The sequence below is a fragment of the uncultured Porphyromonas sp. genome, assembly GCF_938046015.1.
GTDB lineage: Bacteria > Bacteroidota > Bacteroidia > Bacteroidales > Porphyromonadaceae > Porphyromonas.
Genome location: NZ_CALIXW010000035.1, coordinates 88,650 through 107,866, shown reverse-complemented (window position 1 = coordinate 107,866; position 19,217 = coordinate 88,650). Strand labels below are relative to the sequence as shown.

15 protein-coding genes are annotated in these 19,217 nt (G+C 62.6%); 12 read left to right on the top strand and 3 right to left on the bottom strand.

Translation table 11 applies throughout. The features are described 5' to 3' along the window. Window positions 1-94: 94 nt before the first annotated feature. Genes Q0248_RS03835 through Q0248_RS03825 form a run of 3 tightly spaced genes read right to left on the bottom strand, consistent with a single transcriptional unit; the run spans window position 95 to window position 3,530 of the window. Window positions 95-982, bottom strand: a complete 888-nt coding sequence (locus tag Q0248_RS03835; RefSeq protein ID WP_299319911.1) for a YicC/YloC family endoribonuclease — start codon at window positions 980-982, stop codon at window positions 95-97. A 23-nt stretch (window positions 983-1,005) separates the two neighbouring features. After that, window positions 1,006-2,508, bottom strand: coding sequence for a fibronectin type III domain-containing protein (locus Q0248_RS03830; protein WP_299319908.1), 1,503 nt, complete (start codon window positions 2,506-2,508; stop codon window positions 1,006-1,008). A 41-nt stretch (window positions 2,509-2,549) separates the two neighbouring features. Continuing rightward, window positions 2,550-3,530, bottom strand: coding sequence for a polyprenyl synthetase family protein (locus tag Q0248_RS03825; protein ID WP_299319907.1), 981 nt, complete (start codon window positions 3,528-3,530; stop codon window positions 2,550-2,552). Between the two features lie 408 nt (window positions 3,531-3,938). On the opposite strand from Q0248_RS03825, the gene pyrB reads away from it, so the two are divergent. The 12 genes from pyrB to nagA all read left to right on the top strand — a co-directional run bounded on the left by pyrB (window position 3,939) and on the right by nagA (window position 19,136). After that, window positions 3,939-4,853, top strand: coding sequence for an aspartate carbamoyltransferase (gene pyrB / locus Q0248_RS03820; RefSeq protein ID WP_299319905.1), 915 nt, complete (start codon window positions 3,939-3,941; stop codon window positions 4,851-4,853). Between the two features lie 13 nt (window positions 4,854-4,866). Further along, window positions 4,867-5,331 (top strand): aspartate carbamoyltransferase regulatory subunit, encoded by a 465-nt coding sequence (locus Q0248_RS03815; RefSeq protein ID WP_299319903.1) that lies wholly within the window; start codon window positions 4,867-4,869, stop codon window positions 5,329-5,331. Continuing rightward, on the top strand, window positions 5,328-5,912 hold the full coding sequence (locus Q0248_RS03810; protein WP_299319900.1) for a flavin reductase family protein: 585 nt from the start codon (window positions 5,328-5,330) through the stop codon (window positions 5,910-5,912). The genes Q0248_RS03815 and Q0248_RS03810 overlap by 4 nt, the downstream gene beginning before the upstream one ends. Before the next feature lie 103 nt (window positions 5,913-6,015). After that, entirely contained in the window at window positions 6,016-8,610 is a 2,595-nt protein-coding gene (locus Q0248_RS03805) for a Smr/MutS family protein (RefSeq protein WP_299319898.1), read from the top strand. A 392-nt stretch (window positions 8,611-9,002) separates the two neighbouring features. Beyond that, a complete protein-coding gene (gene thrS / locus Q0248_RS03800; RefSeq protein WP_299319995.1) occupies window positions 9,003-10,967 on the top strand; it encodes a threonine--tRNA ligase in 1,965 nt (654 codons plus the stop codon). 87 nt (window positions 10,968-11,054) lie between these two features. Continuing rightward, the gene (gene infC / locus Q0248_RS03795; protein WP_299319896.1) at window positions 11,055-11,633 is read left to right on the top strand and encodes a translation initiation factor IF-3; all 579 of its coding nucleotides are present in this window, start codon (window positions 11,055-11,057) and stop codon (window positions 11,631-11,633) included. A 99-nt stretch (window positions 11,634-11,732) separates the two neighbouring features. Beyond that, window positions 11,733-11,930: a 50S ribosomal protein L35 gene (rpmI, locus tag Q0248_RS03790; RefSeq protein ID WP_211788288.1), complete on the top strand. Its 198-nt coding sequence runs from the start codon at window positions 11,733-11,735 to the stop codon at window positions 11,928-11,930. A gap of 123 nt (window positions 11,931-12,053) precedes the next feature. Continuing rightward, the gene (gene rplT, locus Q0248_RS03785) at window positions 12,054-12,398 is read left to right on the top strand and encodes a 50S ribosomal protein L20 (RefSeq protein ID WP_009432755.1); all 345 of its coding nucleotides are present in this window, start codon (window positions 12,054-12,056) and stop codon (window positions 12,396-12,398) included. A 431-nt stretch (window positions 12,399-12,829) separates the two neighbouring features. Then, complete coding sequence (locus tag Q0248_RS03780; RefSeq protein ID WP_299319887.1) at window positions 12,830-16,171, top strand: S41 family peptidase; 3,342 nt, start codon at window positions 12,830-12,832, stop codon at window positions 16,169-16,171. Window positions 16,172-16,793: 622 nt separating this feature from the next. Continuing rightward, window positions 16,794-17,315: an HAD hydrolase family protein gene (locus Q0248_RS03775; RefSeq protein WP_299319884.1), complete on the top strand. Its 522-nt coding sequence runs from the start codon at window positions 16,794-16,796 to the stop codon at window positions 17,313-17,315. A 13-nt stretch (window positions 17,316-17,328) separates the two neighbouring features. After that, window positions 17,329-17,964 (top strand): Maf family protein, encoded by a 636-nt coding sequence (locus Q0248_RS03770; RefSeq protein ID WP_299319882.1) that lies wholly within the window; start codon window positions 17,329-17,331, stop codon window positions 17,962-17,964. Further along, window positions 17,964-19,136 carry an N-acetylglucosamine-6-phosphate deacetylase gene (gene nagA, locus Q0248_RS03765; protein WP_299319879.1) on the top strand — a complete coding sequence of 391 codons (1,173 nt, stop codon included), beginning with the start codon at window positions 17,964-17,966 and terminating at the stop codon, window positions 19,134-19,136. Before Q0248_RS03770 ends, nagA begins: the two co-directional genes overlap by 1 nt. The last annotated feature ends 81 nt before the right edge of the window (window positions 19,137-19,217 follow it).

Genomic DNA, 19,217 nt, shown 5'->3' with positions numbered 1-19,217 from the left:
CTTAGTCCTAGAAAAGGAATAAAAGGCCGCGGGCCCGAGTCTCATAGGTAGACTTGGGCCCGCGGCCTTTGCTATCGAGGGGTCGGCAGCGACCTTAGAGGACGTTCAGCACCTGCTCCTTGATCTGCTCCAACTCATCCTTCATCTGCACGACGAGCTGCTGCATAGCAGCGTGATTGCTCTTGGAGCCCATGGTGTTGATCTCGCGGCCGATCTCCTGAGCGATAAAGCCGAGCGTCTTACCCTGCCCGGGCTGCGGCGCGTCCAGTACCTCCATGAAGTAGCTGAGGTGGTGCGCCAGGCGTGACTTCTCCTCGTTGATATCGAGCTTCTCGATGTAGTAGATGAGCTCCTGCTCGAGGCGCGAGCGGTCGTAGTCCCCGCTGGGCATGAGCTTGCGCAGGCCTTCCTCGAGGCGCTGACGCACCTGCTGGATGCGCTCGGCCTCAGGATAGGTGATCTCCGCCAGCAGTGCCGTGATGTGCTGGATGCGCTCGGCGAGCACCTCGTAGAGCATGACGCCCTCCTGACGGCGAAACTCCGTAAGCTCGTCCACCGCCTGCTGTGTAGCCTGGCGAAGCACCGCCAGCTCCTCTTCCCCGAGCTCGGGCTGACGCGTGCTCTCGCTATCGAGGACGCCAGGCAGGCGAAGGAGCGCTGCCGTGTCGAGGGGAAGCTCCTGTCCCAGCTCGCTACTCAGCGCTCTCAGCTGATGGACATAGCCGATGAGTGCCTCGCGGTTGATGAGGCTGGCGTTACCCTCGAGGGCGTCGTCATCGATGCTGATGCTGAGGTCGATCTTGCCCCGCTGTAGCTGGCTGGTGATGAGGCTACGCAGCTCGAGCTCGGCCGTGCGGTAGGCCGAGGGGACACGTGCCGAGAGGTCGGCCTGCTTGCTGTTGAGGGACTTGATGGCTACGGTGATGGTACGCGAACCGTAGCGCAGGGCGGCCTTACCGAAGCCCGTCATAGAGTATATCATAGCTGTGGAAGTATTTAGAGCGTCTACTTAGGTCGTTTCTTGAGCGCCTCACGGCGGGCACGCTGACGAGCCTCCAGTTCGTGCTGATACTGGGCGGCCTTCTTCTGCCCACGCTTGCTGGAGGCAAAGGCATTATAGTTGAAGATCTCGGGAAGGGCACGGGCACGGTCGACGAACTTCAGTTCGCCCGTCTCCGTGCGACGCAGTACGAGCTCGTCATAGAGGCTATCCCGATCAGCCAAACTATCGGGCGGAGCAGTGCCGAGGCGATAGGCGCTGTAGTGCAGCTGACGGCGGCTGACGACGATATGTTGGTAGAGCGCCAGGCCCGTACCGAGGCGATCATAGCCCTTGTCGAAGGTGTTGTGCGCCTCCTGGCTTACCGCTGGGCTCACCACGAGGACTGGGGGGATCGTGTCCCCCGCGGCACTGCGCTGCGAGGCACGGCCATAGCAGCCGTCGTGCCCCTGCAGGATGAGGTCAGCTCCCGCGGCTATGAGCTCGTCGCGGAGGAAGTAGTGCATCACCAGGTGCTGCTGCTCCTCGAGCACGCGGTCTACGGGTAGGTGCAGCAGCACGATGCGCCACTGACGCTCGTCGCACTGCAGGGCCTGCCGTATCCAGCTGCGCTGCACCTGGATACCGCCCCAGCTGAGGAGGCGCGCCGCGTCCAGCACGACGAAGCGCACATAGGGGTAGTCCACATAGTAGCTACGCCCTAGGTAGCCCTCGGGACCATTGGTAGGATAAGGGTACTGCGCCCGCCAGCGCGGGTCGAGGGCATAGCCCGTATGCTCCTTGATATAGGAGGCGGTGCCGGGCACGACGAGCTGGGGCAAACGGCTGGAACGTCTGCCGAGGAGCTCGTACCACGCCCCCCAAGCGGCATCGTTGGCACCCGTGAGGTAGTTGCCCGTGAGGGCTAAGAGATCTAGGTCGGGGAAGCTGCGGTCGATACGCTCCAGCAGCTGACGCTTCTGCTGGGGAGTGGCTGTGTCCAGGGCCCCGAGGTAAACCAGCTGTAGGGAGTCCGCAGCCTCTATGGGCGTACGGAAGCTGTAGACCTCGGACTGCACCCCGCCCGTCACGAGACGGTAGCGGTACTGCGTCCCAGGCTGGAGGCTGTCGAGGGCTACCTGATAGTAGCAGCCGCGCCCCGAGGCAGTGACGACCTGCTGCCCCTCGGCCTGATAGCGCAGCGTCTCGGTCTGCAGGCGACCACGGCGTCCCTTGGGGCGCTCGTAGCTCAGCAGGAGGTAGCTATCTGCAAGCTCCTCCCCACAGCGCCAGCTCACCACACGGCTCTGAGCGTAGTCCTCACCTGGCAGCAGCTGCACGCGCTCGATACGCATCGGGCTACGGTAGCTGGGCTCGTCGGGATCGGCCTGCAGGAGGAAGAAGAGGCCGCAGGCGATGAGCGCCAGCCCGAGCACCAGCAGCGCCAGCACCCACAGGCGCAGACCGAGATAGGTCTTCGGCTTGGGGGGCAGCGGCTTGGGCTTCTTGGGTGATTGGCGGCGTGGCATCCCTAGGGGCTTCGATGAATGGGGCTAAGAGCGGCAGCAGGCTAATAGCTGCGCGCGGCGATGTAGTCGGCCAGCGCCACGAGAGACTGTCTATAGGCACTGTCGGGATAGTGTAGGATGAGCTGCTTGGCCTCGTCGATGTAGTGCATGAGGCGCTCCTCGGCGTAGCGGATCCCTCCGCCCTGGATGGCGAGCTCGGTCAGCTGTGCCACGCCCTCCTCGCTCAGCGGATGCTGGCTGAGGATCGCCAGCGCCTCCTTCGTCTCGGGTCTGTCGGGCTGCTGGAGTAGGACGTGCAGCAGGGGCAGCGTGACCTTACCCTCGCGGAGGTCGTTGCCCGTGGGCTTACCTACGTCGCCCTTGTAGTAGTCGAAGATATCGTCTCGTATCTGGAAGGCCATCCCCAGGAGCTCACCGATCTGGGTGAAGCGCTCCTTGTCCTCCGTGCTTGCCCCCGTGGTGATAGCGGCGATGCGAGCACAGCTGGCGAAGAGGACGGCCGTCTTCTGCCTAATGATCTCGTAGTAGTTTGCCTCGTCGAGGCGCAGGCTGTCGGCGCTCTCGAACTGACGGATCTCGCCCTCCGTGAGCTCGCGCCCGATGCCCGAGACGATAGCCATCACCTCGAGGTCACGCAGCGCGATGGCGCCGATCAGCGCCGAGGAGAGGATGAAGTCACCCATCAGGACAGACACGCGATTGTCGAAGATCGCCCCGAGCGTAGGGCGTCCGCGGCGCGTCTTGGCCTCGTCGATGACGTCGTCATGGATGAGGGTCGCGGTATGGATCAGCTCCAGCAGGACGGCGGCATCGATGCTGCGCTGCACGGGGCTCTTCCCCTCGGGGAGGCCCGAGAGGAGTGCCACGAGGATAGGGCGCACCTTCTTGCCCGTAGAGGCACTGAGCAGCTCGATGGCACGCCCCAGCCACTCCGACTTGGTCGCCAGTATCTCGGCAAATTGGCTATGGAAGTTGTCCACCAGCGTTGCGATGGGCGCCTTGATCTTATCTAGTTGATCCATGAGCAGTCCTTAATTATCTATTAGTGCAAAAATACGGATAATCCGACAGATGCCTGGCCCTGTGGCAGAATTCCAGCCAAAGGCAAGGATGCGAGCGCGATACCCTAGCTCCACAGCCAAGAAGGAACAGCCCCGCCCCGAGGCGACAAACCTGCTCCAGCGAGCTGACTGCTATCTCTCACGCTCGCCACTGGCGTCCCTTAGCCGCTTAACTGGCGTCCCTCAGAGGGCTGAGGGATATCCCTCACGGGGGCTCCGCCTGTAGAGCTGCGGTGCTGGAGGGCGCAGGGGAGCGACGCTTGGAGGAGCCGCGGACGGGAGATCTTAGCCTAGTGCCGAGCAAGCGGGGGCAGGGCGCGCCGAGCCTAGCGAATTAGTGTTACCTTTGCTCACACTTAGCGACAAGATATGAAGCATCTAGTATCGATCAATCAGCTAGACAGCTCGGAGATCATCCGCCTGCTCGACCGAGCTGCGCTCTTCGAGAACTGCCCCAATCGTAAGCTCCTGGAGGGACGCATCGTGGCGACCCTCTTCTTCGAGCCCTCCACCCGTACGCGCTTGAGCTTCGAGACCGCCGTCAATCGACTCGGCGGGCGCGTCATCGGCTTCTCCGATGCAGCGACCTCCAGCTCCTCCAAGGGCGAGTCGCTCAAGGACACCATCTCCATGGTCGCCAACTACGCCGATGTCATCGTCATGCGTCACTTCCTCGAGGGCGCTGCCCTCTATGCCTCGGAGCTCGACCGCACGCCTATCGTCAATGCGGGCGACGGGGCCAACCAGCATCCCTCGCAGACGCTGCTCGATCTCTACTCCATACGCAAGACGCAGGGCACGCTCTTCGATCGCACCATCGCCCTGGTGGGGGACCTCAAGTACGGGCGTACAGTGCACTCGCTCATCGAGGGGATGGCGCACTTCCGCCCCCGCTTCATCTTCGTCTCGCCCCCCGAGCTGCGTATGCCCGAGGAGTGCAAGGACTTCTGCCGCCTGCACGGTATCCCCTTCACCGAGACGACGGACTTCAGCTCCGAGGTCATCCAGTCGGTAGACATCCTCTATATGACGCGCGTGCAGCGCGAGCGCTTCATAGATCCCGAGGAGTATGAGCGCGTCAAGAACGTCTACGTGCTGACCCGCTCCATGCTCGAGGGGTGCCGCCCGACGATGCGCATCCTCCACCCGCTGCCGCGCGTCGGGGAGATCGCGCAGGACGTGGACGACACGCCGCAGGCCTACTTCGTCCAGCAGGCGCAGAACGGGCTCTACGTACGCCAGTCCATCCTCTGCGAGGTGCTCAACATAGAGATAGACAACTAAGCCTCCCTGCCCCATGCCTAAAGAGAAAATGCTGGTCGAAGCCATCCAAAACGGTATCGTCCTCGACCATATACCTGCCGACAAGCTCTTCGCCATCGTCTCGCTGCTGCGCCTACAGCAGCTGACGACCCCCGTGACCATAGGCAACAACCTGCAGAGTGCCCGCCAGCAGCGCAAGGGCGTCATCAAGCTCTCGGACCACAAGGTCTCCTCGCGCGAGCTCGACAAGATAGCCCTCATCGCCCCCGAGGTACACCTCAATCGCATCCAGGACTATGAGGTGATCGAGAAGCGCCAGGTCGAGCTCCCCCACGAGGTCTACGACCTAGCCCGCTGCCCCAATCCTAAGTGCATCACCAATGCCGAGCCCATGCGTACGCACTTCCACGTGGCGACGCATCCCGAGGACGGCACCGTGATCCTCGAGTGCCACTACTGTGGGCGCAAGACGCCCGCCGAGCAGGCCGAGCTGCTATGAGGACGGACTGGAAGCCCGGTACCCTCATCTACCCGCTCCCTGCCGTGCTGATCAGCTGCGGCGGTATGGGCGAGGGCGAGGAGAGCAACCTCCTGACAGCCTCCTGGGTCAGCACCGTCTGCACCAATCCGCCGATGTGCGTAGTGGGCATACGCCCCGAGCGCCACTCCTACCACATCATCAAGGAGCGGGGCGCCTTTGGCATCAACCTCACCACACGCGCCATGGCACGGGAGACCGACTGGTGCGGGGTCGTCTCGGGGCGTAGGGAGGACAAGTTCGAGCGCTGTGGCTTCACCAAGGAGGCAGGCAGTGTGCTCGGTGTGCCCCTAGTGGTCGAATCCCCCATCAGCATCGAGTGCCGCGTGCGTGAGATCACGCCCCTAGGTAGCCACGACATGTTCCTAGCGGAAGTCGTAGGCATACGCGCCGACGAGCAGTACATAGATCCCGAGACGGGAGCCTTCGACATGCAGCGCGCTGGCCTCTTGGTCTACGCGCACGGACAGTACTTCGGCCTAGGCGAATACCTCGGGCACTTCGGCTGGTCAGTGCGTAAGAAGAAGACCAAGCGCCGCTAGGGCACAGCTCACCACCACACTAGGGAGGAGCAGGCTGCTCCGCCCCTAGAGGCGAGGGCAAGCCGTATGATCGGTCTGCCCTTTTCCTTGTTATATATATGGTATGAATAGCCAGACACTAGACCTATATCCCCATAACTTCGTCGACAAGATCGGCTTCGTGGAGCTGCGCCAGCTGCTGGCCGACCACTGCGCCTCCTCGCTGGGGCGCGAGCGCATGCTCTCGCTAGAGGCCTCTGCCGACTACGAGCGTATCTCCCTCGAGCTGGAGGAGACGCGCGAGATGATGCAGCTCCTCACCAGCGAGCACCAGTTGCCCAGCCTCCAGATCGTGGACTGCCGCGAGGCGCTGCACCGTATACGCCCTCAGGGCACCTATGTCGAGGAGCTGGAGCTGCAGGATCTGCTCCGCATGCTGGAGACGCTGCACGCCCTGCACCGCTTCTTCACCGAGGAGCAGAGCACGGGCGAGCGCGCCGACGAGAGCCTCGTCTACCTCTATCCCCGCCTTACGGCGCTGCTCGAGGACCGACCTACCTTCCCCAAGGTCGAGCAGCATCTGAGGAGCCTCCTGACCGAGGAGGGACGCCTCCGCGACAATGCCTCGCGCGAACTGCTGCAGATACGCCGCACGCTCGCCGAGACCGAGCGCAGCCTCTCGGGTATGCTGCAGCGCATCCTCACAGGTGCACGCCGCGAGGGCTGGGTGGAGCAGGACGTGCAGCCCGCCCTACGCGATGGGCGCCTCGTGATCCCCGTCAGCCCCATGCACAAGCGTAAGATCCGCGGCATCGTCCACGATGAGTCCGCCACGGGGAAGACCGTCTACATCGAGCCCGTAGAGCTCGTCGAGGCCAACAACCGTATCCGCGAGCTGGAGAGCGAGGAGCGTCGCGAGGTCATCCGTATCCTTACCGAGGTAGCCAATAGACTACGCCCCAACCTCCGTCACCTACTGGAGAGCTACGAGCTGCTGGCGACCTACGACTTCGTCTACGCCAAGGCGCACTGGGCGCTGGAGCTGGGGGCACAGTGTCCGCGCCTTAGCCCCGAGCCACGCCTAGAATGGTACGGCGCACGCCACCCCCTGCTGCAGCGCTCGCTCAGCGCCTCGGGGCGGAGCATCGTCCCCCTAGACATCACGCTCCAGGCCCCCGATGCGCGCATCCTGCTCATCTCGGGGCCCAACGCTGGGGGGAAGTCTGTCTGCCTCAAGACCGTGGGTCTACTGCAGTACCTCCTACAATGCGGCCTGCCCATCCCCGTGCAGGATCACTCCGAGGCAGGGATCTTCGAGCGGCTCTACATCGACATCGGCGACGAGCAGAGCATAGATGACGACCTCAGCACCTATAGCTCGCACCTGAGGAACATGAAGCACTTCGTGCGCTACGCCGACCGTGCGAGCCTACTGCTGATAGACGAATTCGGCGGCGGTACCGAGCCCACCATAGGCGGCGCCATCGCTCAGGCGCTGCTGCACCGCTTCAATGACCAGGGCGCCTTCGGCGTCATCACGACGCACTACCAGAACCTCAAGACCTACGCCGAGGACCATCCCGGGCTCATCAACGGCGCCATGCTCTACGATCGCCACGAGATGCGCCCCCTCTTCCGCCTCTCCATCGGGCGCCCGGGGAGCTCCTTCGCCATCGAGATCGCCCGCAAGATCGGCCTCCCCGAGGACGTCATCGCCGAGGTCTCCGAGCAGGTAGGCAGCGAGTACATCGACATGGATAAGTACCTGCAGGACATTATCCGCGACAAGCGCTACTGGGAGACCAAGCGCCAGAGCATCCGTCAGGACGAGCGTGCCCTGCAGGAGGCGCGCCAGCGCTTCGACGAGGGTACGGAGCACCTCAAGAGCGAGCGCAAGAAGATCCTCGAGGAGGCTCGTCGCGAGGCAGCCCGCATCATCCAGGAGGCGGGCGGACGTATCGAGCGCACCATCCGCGAGATCCGCGAGGCCGAGGCCGCCAAGGATCAGACGCGCCTCATCCGTCAGCAGCTCACCGAGTACAAGGAGGGGCTATCGGCCGAGGAAGAAGCCCTGCAGCTGGCCGCAGCCAAGAAGACACAGCGCGAGGTGGAGCGCCTCCTAGCGCGCCGTGAGCGCCGTGCCAAGGGCAAGGCCCAGCCCAAGGAGCAGCCTCGCCTCTCTAGCCTCGTCACCGACACCGAGCGCGAGGCCGCCGCTAGCCATAGCGTGCTGGGGGAGATCAGCGTCGGCAGCACCGTCCGTATCGAGGGGCAGAAGGCGCTGGGACAGGTGCTCTCGCTCAGCGACCGTGAGGCTGTCGTCGCCCTCGGAGCGCTCAAGACCACCGTCCCGCTGAGCCGTCTGCAGCTCGCTACCAAGGGCGAGGCAGGCCGTCTCAAGCGCCAGCAGCATCAGCAGCCCATCCAGCCACAGGCCTCCAGCATCATCGACCAGATCCATCAGAAGCGCTTGCACTTCCGCCACGAGCTAGATGTACGCGGCTTCCGAGCTGGTGAGGCGCTGGATGCCGTAGGCTACTACGTCGACGAGGCCCTGCAGCTCGGGGTCGGGCAGGTACGTATCCTGCACGGCACGGGCACGGGGGCGCTACGCGAGGCCATACGCAGCTACCTCCGTGGGGTGCGCGGCGTGGCGGACTTCCACGACGAGGATGTACGCTTCGGCGGGGCAGGCATCACGGTCGTCCACATGGAGTAGCCGAGGCTATCGAGGCTAAGGAAGGTGAAGGCCTTGGGCTTCGCTGCTGCCCTTGAGGAGTCAGGGAGCGCAGCGCCCGCCCCTTGGGAGTACCCGGGTCTTAGCCTCCAGTGAAAGTCCTAGCGCAGCGCTTCTCCCGGAGCTCACCAGCTGCTCGGACGAAGCCAAGCCGCTTGCCGCCATACTTCTGCTCTATAGGGGAGCGCCTCTGAGGGGTATCCGTAAGGAGGCTGAGGGACGGCAGTCAGCTCACTGAGGGACGGCAGTCAGCAGGCTGAGGGATATCACTCACGGAGCTGCGCGAAGGCTATCCCCTCGCTGGGCGACACGCCACGGCAGATTATCGTATCTTTGTACGAACAAGGACATATAATAGCACGTCAATGAGTTCAATGATCAAAGTCACCTTCCCAGACAGCAGCCAGCGGGAGTACCCCGCCGGGACGACCTCCTGGGATATAGCTGGATCGATCAGCCCCCGCCTGCAACAGGACGTCCTAGCTGCTGGGGTCAATGGTCAGATCTGGGACCTGATGCGCCCCCTCAAGGAGGATACCGAGCTGAAGCTCTATAAGTGGGAAGACCCCGAGGGGAAGTTCGCCTACTGGCACTCCAGCGCCCACCTGATGGCCGAGGCGCTGCAGGAGATCTATCCCGAGGTCAAGTTCGGGATCGGCCCCCCCATCGAGAACGGCTTCTACTACGATATAGACTTGGGCGAGGGCGTCCAGATCAAGGATGCAGACCTAGCGGCCATCGAGGCCAAGATGCTCGAGGCCGCAGCGCGCAAGGAGCCCATCATCCGCCGCGACATCACCAAGGCGGAGGTCACGGAGTTCTTCCGTCAGAAGGGCGACGAGTACAAGCTCGAGCTCATCGCGGACCTGCCCGACGGCTCGATCACGACCTACACGCAGGGCGGCTTCACCGACCTCTGCCGTGGGCCCCACGTCCCCAACACGGGCTACATCAAGGCCGTCAAGCTGCTCAGCGTGGCTGGTGCCTACTGGCGCGGAGATGAGAAGCGCAAGCAGCTGACGCGTATCTACGGGATCACCTTCCCCAAGAAGAAGATGCTCGACGAGTACCTGCAGCTCCTTGAGGAGGCTAAGAAGCGCGACCATCGCAAGATCGGTAAGGAGCTCGGGCTCTTCGCCTTCTCGCAGAACGTAGGCTCGGGTCTACCCCTCTGGCTACCCCGTGGGACGCAACTCCGCCTACGTCTGGAGGACTTCCTCAAGCAGATCCAGAAGCAGTTCGGCTACCAGCAGGTCATCTCCCCGCATATCGGCTCCAAGCAGCTCTATGTGACCTCGGGCCACTGGGCGAAGTACGGTGCGGACTCCTTCCGACCCATCACCACGCCGCAGGAGGGAGAGGAATTCATGCTCAAGCCCATGAACTGCCCGCACCACTGCGAGATCTATAAGGCTATGGGCCCCCACTCCTACCGCGACCTGCCGCAGCGCCTGGCAGAGTTCGGCACCGTCTACCGCTACGAGCAGAGTGGGGAGCTGCACGGGCTCACCCGTGTACGTGGCTTCACGCAGGACGACGCGCACCTCTTCTGCCGTCCCGACCAGATCAAGGAGGAGTTCTGCAAGGTGATGGACATCATCTTCATCATCTTCAAGGCACTCAACTTCCAGGACTTCGAGGCCCAGATCTCCCTACGTGACAAGGTCAATAGGGATAAGTATATCGGCAGTGAGGAGAACTGGGAGCGCGCCGAGCAGGCCATCATCGACGCCTGCGCCGAGAAGGGGCTCCCCGCCGTCATCGAGTACGGTGAGGCTGCCTTCTACGGGCCTAAGCTCGACTTCATGGTCAAGGATGCCCTCGGCCGTCGCTGGCAGCTGGGCACGATCCAGGTGGACTATAACCTCCCCGAGCGCTTCGAGCTGGAGTACACGGGCGCGGACAACCGCAAGCATCGTCCAGTGATGATCCACCGCGCGCCCTTCGGCTCTATGGAGCGCTTCGTCGCCGTGCTCATCGAGCATACGGCAGGTCACTTCCCCCTGTGGCTGACGCCCGACCAGGTCGTCGTCCTGCCCATCAGCGAGAAGTACAACGACTACGCCTACGAGGTGGCTGCCCAGCTCAACAAGCAGGACATCCGCACCCAGGTGGACGATCGCAACGAGAAGATCGGCCGTAAGATCCGCGACAACGAGCTCAAGCGTATCCCCTACATGCTCATCGTAGGCGAGAAGGAAGCCCAGGAAGGCGAAGTCTCGGTACGTGTGCAGGGTGAGGGTGATAAGGGTTCGCTGAAAATTGCTACCTTTGCAGAGCAAATCGCCGCTGAGGTGAATCGCCAGCTCAACGCCTGGCACACCGAGCAGCAAGCCTAAGAGATAACTTACTTTAAGTAGTCACACAGCAACACTTAAGTAGGGTGCTCCCCTAGCTAGGGGAGCGCCCTACATATAATATACTGAATGGCAGTAGACAACAAACAAAAGTTCCAGTACCGGACGAACGAGGCCATCCGCGTCAAGGAGGTACGTCTCGTCGGGGACAATGTAGAGCAGGGCGTGTATCCCATCCAGCAGGCGCTACGTATCGCCGCGGACCAAGAGCTAGACCTGGTAGAGATCTCGCCCAACGTCAACCCACCAGTTTGCCGTGTCGTAGACTACTCTAAGTTCATCTTCCAGCTGAAGAAGAAGCAGAAGGAGCAGAAGGCTAAGAGCGTCAAGGTCGTCGTCAAGGAGATCCGCTTCGGGCCCCAGACCGATGACCACGACTACAACTTCAAGCTCAAGCACGCTAAGGGCTTCCTCAGTGAGGGCGCGAAGGTCAAGGCCTACGTATTCTTCCGTGGACGCTCCATCCTCTTCAAGGATCAGGGAGAGGTACTCCTCTTGCGCTTCGCCAACGACCTTGAGGACTACGGCCGCGTAGAGAGCATGCCCGTCCTGGAGGGTAAGCGCATGACCATCATGCTTGCCCCCAAGAAGGCCGCTTCCCCTGCCCCCAAGAAGGACAAGGCTAAGGACGAGGAAGACGAGGACTAGTCCCCGCCCCCTCCGACACCATACCTCATCCCACTCCTCGCGCATAGGCTGCGTCAGTGGAGTAGGGCTATAAGTAATCACTCATATAACGAAAAGAAAATGCCTAAGCTGAAGACAAACTCCAGCGCCAAGAAGCGCTTCGCGCTCACGGGCTCTGGTAAGATCAAGCGCAAACATGCCTTCAAGAGTCACATCCTAACCAAGAAGACGAAGAAGCAGAAGCGTAACCTCACCTACTTCACCACCGTGGATCAGGCTGACGTACGCGAAGTCAAGGAGCTCCTCCGTCTCCGCTAGTCTCCGAGAGGTAAGTAAGCCACGATTATTCAGTAACAGAGAGGTAAGCCCACAAGTACCAGCCTGTCCCGAGGCTCTGGCCCCGAGCCGCCTGGTCGCTACCAATCACAAAGAAGTAACATCATGCCAAGATCAGTCAATCACGTAGCTTCGCGCGCTAAAAGAAAGCGTATCCTCAAGCTCACTCGTGGGTACTACGGTGCTCGCAAGAACGTCTGGACCGTCGCCAAGAACACTTGGGAGAAGGGTCTGACCTACGCTTTCCGTGACCGCAAGAACAAGAAGCGCAACTTCCGCGCCCTGTGGATCCAGCGTATCAACGCTGCTGCACGCCTGGAGGGACTCTCCTACTCCCGCCTGATGGGCGCCCTGCACGCTCAGGGTATCGAGATCAACCGTAAGGTCCTCGCTGACCTGGCGGTCAATCACCCCGAGGCCTTCAAGGCTATCGTAGCTAAGGTGAAGTAAGCGCCTCGAGCCTCTTAGATATCGAGCAGCCCAGTGGAATGACCTCCGTCATCCCGCTGGGCTGCTCTCTTTGTATCCTTTCCGAGCGGTAGCCTGTGCCAAGCCAAGAGAGACGGAGCTGTAGCAGTCAGCGAGCTAAGCGGCCACAGCCGCGAGCTTGAGGGACGTCAGTCAGCACCATGAGGGACGACAGGGGCAGACGTGAGGAATATCCGTCAGCGGTCTGAGGGGTGTCAGTCAGCGCCGTGAGGGGCATCTGTGAGGCGACTGAGGGATATCCCTCACGAAGGCGAGGCGAAGGCGAGACTTCGCTCCGCCTTCGTACTTTCATCACGTCTCACCCTGCCTTAGCCCCGAGCAGGCTGTGCTGCGCTCGGGGCTTTTCAGTACCTTTGCTCTAGTCAATTAACTATACGCATGCACACAAGACTATGAAGCAACTCATCCCACTGGTCCTCATCGGCTGCCTGACGCTGGGCACCCTCGGTAGCCTGAGCGCCCAGAGCACCCAGCGCCCCCTCTGGCTGCGCCATCAGCAGATCAGCCCCGACGGCCGCAGCATCGCCTTCTGCTACCGCGGTGATATCTATACCGTGCCTACCGAGGGAGGGCGTGCGCTGCGTCTGACCTCCAATGCCGCCTATGATGGCACCCCTATCTGGAGCCCCGACAGCCGACAGATCGCCTTCTCCTCCGACCGCGAGGGCGGGCGTGACGTCTTCCTCATAGGCGCCGACGGCACCCAGCTGCGCCGCCTCACCTCCAACAGTGCCAAGGAGATCCCCGTAGCCTTCCTCGATGCCAATACCCTCCTCTTCCAGGCTGACATCATGCCCACGGTGCAGCTCTCCTTACACCCCACCCAGGGCTTCGTACAGACCTACGCCATCAAGCTCGATACCCAGGAGGCACGCCCCAAGCTCTGGAACCCCTACCCCATGATGCAGCCCTCGCTCTCGGGCAAGCAGCTCCTCTACACCGACCATAAGGGCTACGAGGACCAGTGGCGCAAGCATGCCCACTCACCCATAACGCGCGACATCTGGCTGCGTGACGAGCAGGGCAAGCACACCAAGCTCACCAGCTTCGACGGCGAGGACCGCAATGCCGTCTGGGACGGGCAGGGCGGCTTCTACTACCTCAGTGAGCGCGAGGGCAACTCCAACATCTACCACCGCGCCACCGCGAGCCCCACGGCTGCCGACACACGTCTGACGGACTTCAAGAAGGATCCCGTCCGCTTCCTCTCGCGCGCTACCGACGGCACCCTCTGCTTCGGCTACGACGGCGAGATCTATACGCTGCGCCCTGGCTCGAGCCCGCGCAGAGTGCCCGTACAGATCGTCACCGACGAGGAGGAGCCTAAGGTACAGTACCATCAATACAGCTCGGGCGTGAGCTCCTTCGCCGTCGCGCCCTCGGGCAAGGAGATCGCCTTCGTCGTCCACGGCGAGGTCTACGTGACGCACACCGAGTACAAGACCACCAAGCGCATCACCAATACCCCCGTGCAGGAGCGTAGCGTCAGCTTCAGCCCCGACGGCCGCCAGATCGTCTACGCCGCCGAGCGCGACGGGCACTGGAATATCTACATGACCGAGCTGGAGCGCAAGGACGATAAGCTCTTCGTCTACGCCCGCGGCCTCAAGGAGCGCCAGCTGACGCACAGCCAGGAGGCTTGCTTCCAGCCCACCTTCAGCCCCGACGGCAAGAAGGTCGCCTTCCTACGTGACCGCACCGGCATCTACGTCTACGACCTCGCCTCGGGCAAGGAGACTAAGGTACTGGACAAGAGCTACAACTATAGCTACACCGACGGGGACCAGCACTACCAGTGGAGCCCCGACAGCCAGTGGATCCTGACGAACTACGGCGGCGAGGGCGGCTGGATGCACACCGACTGCGCGCTGGTCAAGGCCGACGGCTCAGGCGAGCGGATCAACCTCACCGAAAGCGGCTACAGAGAGGGCGAGGGCAAGTTCGCCTTTGGCGGTAAGGCCATCCTCTTCAGTTCCGACCGCGCGGGCTACCGAAGCCACGGCAGCTGGGGCTCCGAGAAGGACCTCTACCTGATGTTCCTCGACCGCGAGGCCTACGAGCACTTCCGCCAGACGAAGGAGGAGCGTGAGCTCCGCAAGCAGCAGGGCGAAGACAAGGATAAGGACAAGGATACGAAGATGGGCGCTAACCTCTTCGACCTCGAGGACGGGGACTCCAGCGCCCTGACCAGCGGCATCCTACGCATAGGCAAGAGGGCCAAGAAGAGCGCCCAGACGGCGGCCAAGGACGTCGACAAGAAGAAGGAGGAAGAGCAGAAGAAGCCCTTCAAGCCCGACTTCACCGACCGTGAGGACCGCATCGTACGCCTCACCTACGCCTCGGGCTCTATCTCGGACGCCGTCATCAACGGCGAGGGCACCAAGCTCTACTACATCGCGCGCTACGGCACCTCCACCGACCTCTGGGAGCGCGACCTAGAGACGCAGGCCACCCGCATCCTCTCCCCCGGTATCGGTGGCGGCGAACTGATCCTAGGCAAGGACGGCAAGACCGTCTACCTCGGTACGCAGTCGGGGCTGAAGAAGCTAGAGAACGGCACGCTGAAGAACATCGAGTTCGCCGCTGACTTCGAGCACCGCCCCGCCGAGGAGCGTAGCTACATCTTCGATCACAGTTGGCAGCAGGTCAAGGAGAAGTTCTACGACGTCAATCTGCATGGCGTCGACTGGGACTACTACCGCGAGGCCTACCGCAAGTTCCTCCCGCATATCAACAACGATCAGGACTTTGCCGAGATGCTCTCCGAGCTCCTCGGTGAGCTCAATGCCTCCCACACGGGAGCTCGTGCCTACTCCCGCAGCCAAGCTCAGGCCACGGCTAGCCTCGGTGCCTTCTACGACCCCGACTACGAGGGCCGAGGATTGCGCATCCTCGAGGTGCTGGCCTCGGGGCCACTGGCGCATGGCGAGCGCAAGGTCACGGCCGGCATGATCATCAAGAGCATTGACGGCGAGGACATCCTGCCCGGGCGCGCCCTCGAGCCCTACTTCAATGGCAAGGTCGGCAAGCGCGTCAACCTCAGCATCCTCGATCCCAAGACGGGCAAGACCTTCGAGCACATCGTCAAGCCCATCTCCCAGGAGCAGCAGAGCGAGCTGCTGTATCGCCGCTGGCTACGCCACTGCGAGGAGCTCGTGCAGCAGCGCAGCGGGGGCCGTATCGCCTACGTCTACGTGCGGGCGATGAATAGCAGCAGCTTCCGCAGCGCATTCCAGGATCTACTGGGTAAGTACCGCAATGCTGAGGCAGCCATCGTCGACACCCGCTTCAACGGCGGCGGCTGGCTGCATGAGGACCTCACGCACCTACTGAGTGGGAAGAAGTACCTCAGCTTCACCCCGCGCGGGCAGTATATCGGCGATGACCCCTTCATGCAGTGGACCAAGCCCAGCTGCGTCCTCATGAGCGAGGGCAACTACAGCAACGGCCACGGCTTCCCCTGGGCCTACAAGACCCTCGGCCTCGGCAAGCTCATCGGCGCGCCCGTCGCCGGGACGATGACGGCCGTGTGGTGGGAGTCGCAGATCAATCCTCACATCGTCTTCGGCATCCCGCAGGTCACCTGCTCGGATGAGCAGGGACGCCCGCTGGAGAACCAGACGCTGCAGCCCGACATCCTCATCTACAACACCCCCGAGCAGAGCCTCTCGGGCTACGATGCCCAGCTGATCCGCGCGGTCGATGAGATGATGAAAACCCTCCCCAAGAAGTAGGCCGAGCGCCCGACTTCGCCCCAGCACAGTCCCCAGTGGACAGCGCCCCTCGCGGCGCCTCCGCTGGGGGCTGTCTGCATCCCGTCCCCGAGCTTATCCACCGACCTATCCCCGCTATCCACCGCCCGAGTGCGTAGCTCCACCGCGAGCTGCTACGCCTCAGCTCTGTGCTAAGGGCTGCAGCCTCATAGTACCCCGCCCCTTAGCCTCGTCCCTTAGCTGCCTGCGAAGGAACGAGAGCAGCGCCAGCGGGACGCGAGCCTAGGGCAAGGCCTCCTGAGGGATATCTATCAGCGCCGTGAGGGACGTCCGTGAGTCGCGTGAGGGATACCAGTCAGCGCCCCGAGGGATATCCCTCAGAGCGCTGGAGGCAGACCGTCAGAGTGCAGCGCCTTGGCACGGGCTTTGCCGGGAGGCTTTAGGCGGGGAGCAGGCAGCCTATAGGCAGGGGCTCTGCGGCTTGGAGGCGGGCGCGCCCTTAGCCTAGGAGGCGGGGGCCGCGAGGCTACTTGTCCCACCCAGCCCCCCGAGCAGCTAGCGCAGGCTCAGCCCCGAGGGCGCAGGGATACAAGTAGGCGAAATTTGAGCTACTTTTGTATAATAAAAGATTTAAGGAAGCCAGATGAGTAGTATTCCCCACGACCTAAGCCAAATCAAGGCCTTCGTCCTAGACATGGACGGCGTAGTGAGTGCCAACGTCAGCCCCGTAGGGCCCGACGGCATGCCCATGCGTACGGTCAACGTCAAGGACGGCTATGCCATGCAGTACGCCGTGAAGCAAGGCTATACGCTGGCCGTCATCTCGGGTGGCGCGAGCGAAGCGATGACGGAGCGATTCCGCAACCTCGGCGCCAAGTACATCTACATGCGCATCTCCGACAAGGCGCGTCAGCTCGAGCTCCTCTGTCAGGAGTCGGGGCTGCGACCCGAGGAAATCGCCTACATCGGTGACGACATCCCCGATATCCCCGTCATGCGCCTGGTGGCCCTCCCCTGCGCTCCTGCCGACGCCGCCCCCGAGGTCAAGTCCATCGCCAAGTACATCTCCCTCTATAATGGGGGCTACGGCGTAGTGCGTGACGTCATCGAGCAGACGCTCAAGGCCAACGGCTGCTGGTCGCTCTCCGAGGGCTTCGGCTGGTAAAGAGTCCATAGACATGGATCGGATCACACAAGCCACCGCCACAGCACATCCCCTACTGCAGGGGCTCGCGGGCTGGCGCCTCCTCCTCGGCTCGCAGTCGCCTCGCCGCGTGGAGCTGCTCAGGGGGCTAGACTTACCCTTCGAGCAGCAGGTGCTGCCCGACATCGATGAGTCCTTCCCCGCCACGATGCCGCTCCCCAAGATCCCTGCCTACATCGCAGGGCAGAAGGCCGCGGCCTACCGCAGCGCCTTGGACGCGCAGACGCTCCTCATCACCGCTGACACGCTGGTCTTCGTCGATGACGAGCCGCTGGGCAAGCCTCAGACACGGGACGAGGCTGCTGCCATGCTGCGCCGCCTCAGCGGGCGCAGGCACTGGGTCACCACGGGCCTGGTCTTCACCACCCTCTCCCAGCAGGACAGCTACAGCGACACAGCGGCCGTGGACTTCGCCCCCCTCACCGAGGCCGACATCAGCTACTACCTCGAGCACTACGCCCCCCTAGACAAGGCAGGCGCCTATGGCATCCAGGAGTGGATAGGCTACCGCGCCATCGAGCGCATCGAGGGGAGCTTCTACACCGTCATGGGGCTGCCCGTGCACCTCGTGAGTCATTACCTAAGCACATTTAACAAAACACTATCGTAATGTATACACAAATAGTAGGAGGACGTATCTATACGCCCTCTGGCTGGATCGATGGGGGCTCCGTCCTCATCGAAGGCAAGCAGATCAAGGCAGTGCTGAATACCGAGCTCCCCGTCGTGGGTGCCCGCCTCATCAATGCACGTGGCTCCTACATCATCCCCGGCGGCATCGAGACGCACGTACACGGGGCCGCAGGTGCGGACTTCATGGACGGCACCGTCGAGGCCTTCCGCACGGCAGCTGACTACCACCTACAGAACGGGACGACAACCATCTACCCCACCCTCTCCACCTCGACCTACGAGACGATCATGAAGGGCATCGAGTGCACCGAGGTACTGCTGGCAGACGAGACCTCTTCGGTCGAAGGCCTGCACCTCGAGGGGCCTTACTTCTCGGTCAAGATGGCCGGTGCGCAGCTCCCCGAGCTGATCCGCCCCGCCCGCCCCGAGGAGTACACCAAGATCATGGAGCGTGGTAAGGGCATCATCAAGCGCTGGGACGCCGCCCCCGAGATCGAGGGTACGCTGGACTTCGGCCGCTATGTCAAGGAGTTCGGCGTCGTCACCGCCATCGCCCACACCGAGGCAGGCGAACCCGAGATCAAGGCTGCTTGGGAGCATGGCTATACGCTGGCCACGCACTTCTACAACGCCATGAAGGTCTCCCACAAGAAGGGTGTCTATAAGGTCCCTGGCGCGGTAGAGACGATCCTCGACCTGCCTGACTTCGACATCGAGGTCATCTGCGACGGCATCCACGTGCCCCCGCTGATGGTCAACCTCGCCTACAAGGTCAAGGGTCGCGAGCGTATGGCGCTCACGACCGACGCCCTGCTGTACACGGGTACCCCCGCAGACTTCAAGGATCCTACGGGGCACGCCATCGTCGAGGACGGCGTGTGCAAGCTCTCCGACCGCTCGGCCCTGGCGGGCAGCGTCGCTACGATGGACCGCCTCATCCGCACGGCCGTACAGCAGTGCGACATCCCCCTGATCGACGCCGTCTATATGGCCTCGACGACCCCCGCCCGCATCATGGGCATCACCGACACCAAGGGGGCGATCGAGGCAGGCAAGGATGCCGACATCCTCTTCCTCGACGAGGAGCTGCAGCTGCACTTCGTCATGCACCGCGGTCGTGTCGTCCGTGGTGAGGAGTACTGGGCCTAGTACCGTACTCCCCTAGAGCTATGAGAGGCTAGACACGTCCACTGGTGGCGTGACTAGCCTCTTAGCTTTAGTCCCCTCCCT

Excerpts from the sequence above, each read along its gene's own strand:
- Q0248_RS03835 (WP_299319911.1), bottom strand. The coding sequence starts at position 982 with ATGATATACTCTATGACGGGCTTCGGTAAGGCCGCCCTGCGCTACGGT.
- Q0248_RS03830 (WP_299319908.1), bottom strand. The coding sequence starts at position 2,508 with ATGCCACGCCGCCAATCACCCAAGAAGCCCAAGCCGCTGCCCCCCAAG.
- Q0248_RS03825 (WP_299319907.1), bottom strand. The coding sequence starts at position 3,530 with ATGGATCAACTAGATAAGATCAAGGCGCCCATCGCAACGCTGGTGGAC.
- pyrB (WP_299319905.1), top strand. The coding sequence starts at position 3,939 with ATGAAGCATCTAGTATCGATCAATCAGCTAGACAGCTCGGAGATCATC.
- Q0248_RS03815 (WP_299319903.1), top strand. The coding sequence starts at position 4,867 with ATGCCTAAAGAGAAAATGCTGGTCGAAGCCATCCAAAACGGTATCGTC.
- Q0248_RS03810 (WP_299319900.1), top strand. The coding sequence starts at position 5,328 with ATGAGGACGGACTGGAAGCCCGGTACCCTCATCTACCCGCTCCCTGCC.
- Q0248_RS03805 (WP_299319898.1), top strand. The coding sequence starts at position 6,016 with ATGAATAGCCAGACACTAGACCTATATCCCCATAACTTCGTCGACAAG.
- thrS (WP_299319995.1), top strand. The coding sequence starts at position 9,003 with ATGATCAAAGTCACCTTCCCAGACAGCAGCCAGCGGGAGTACCCCGCC.
- infC (WP_299319896.1), top strand. The coding sequence starts at position 11,055 with ATGGCAGTAGACAACAAACAAAAGTTCCAGTACCGGACGAACGAGGCC.
- rpmI (WP_211788288.1), top strand. The coding sequence starts at position 11,733 with ATGCCTAAGCTGAAGACAAACTCCAGCGCCAAGAAGCGCTTCGCGCTC.
- rplT (WP_009432755.1), top strand. The coding sequence starts at position 12,054 with ATGCCAAGATCAGTCAATCACGTAGCTTCGCGCGCTAAAAGAAAGCGT.
- Q0248_RS03780 (WP_299319887.1), top strand. The coding sequence starts at position 12,830 with ATGAAGCAACTCATCCCACTGGTCCTCATCGGCTGCCTGACGCTGGGC.
- Q0248_RS03775 (WP_299319884.1), top strand. The coding sequence starts at position 16,794 with ATGAGTAGTATTCCCCACGACCTAAGCCAAATCAAGGCCTTCGTCCTA.
- Q0248_RS03770 (WP_299319882.1), top strand. The coding sequence starts at position 17,329 with ATGGATCGGATCACACAAGCCACCGCCACAGCACATCCCCTACTGCAG.
- nagA (WP_299319879.1), top strand. The coding sequence starts at position 17,964 with ATGTATACACAAATAGTAGGAGGACGTATCTATACGCCCTCTGGCTGG.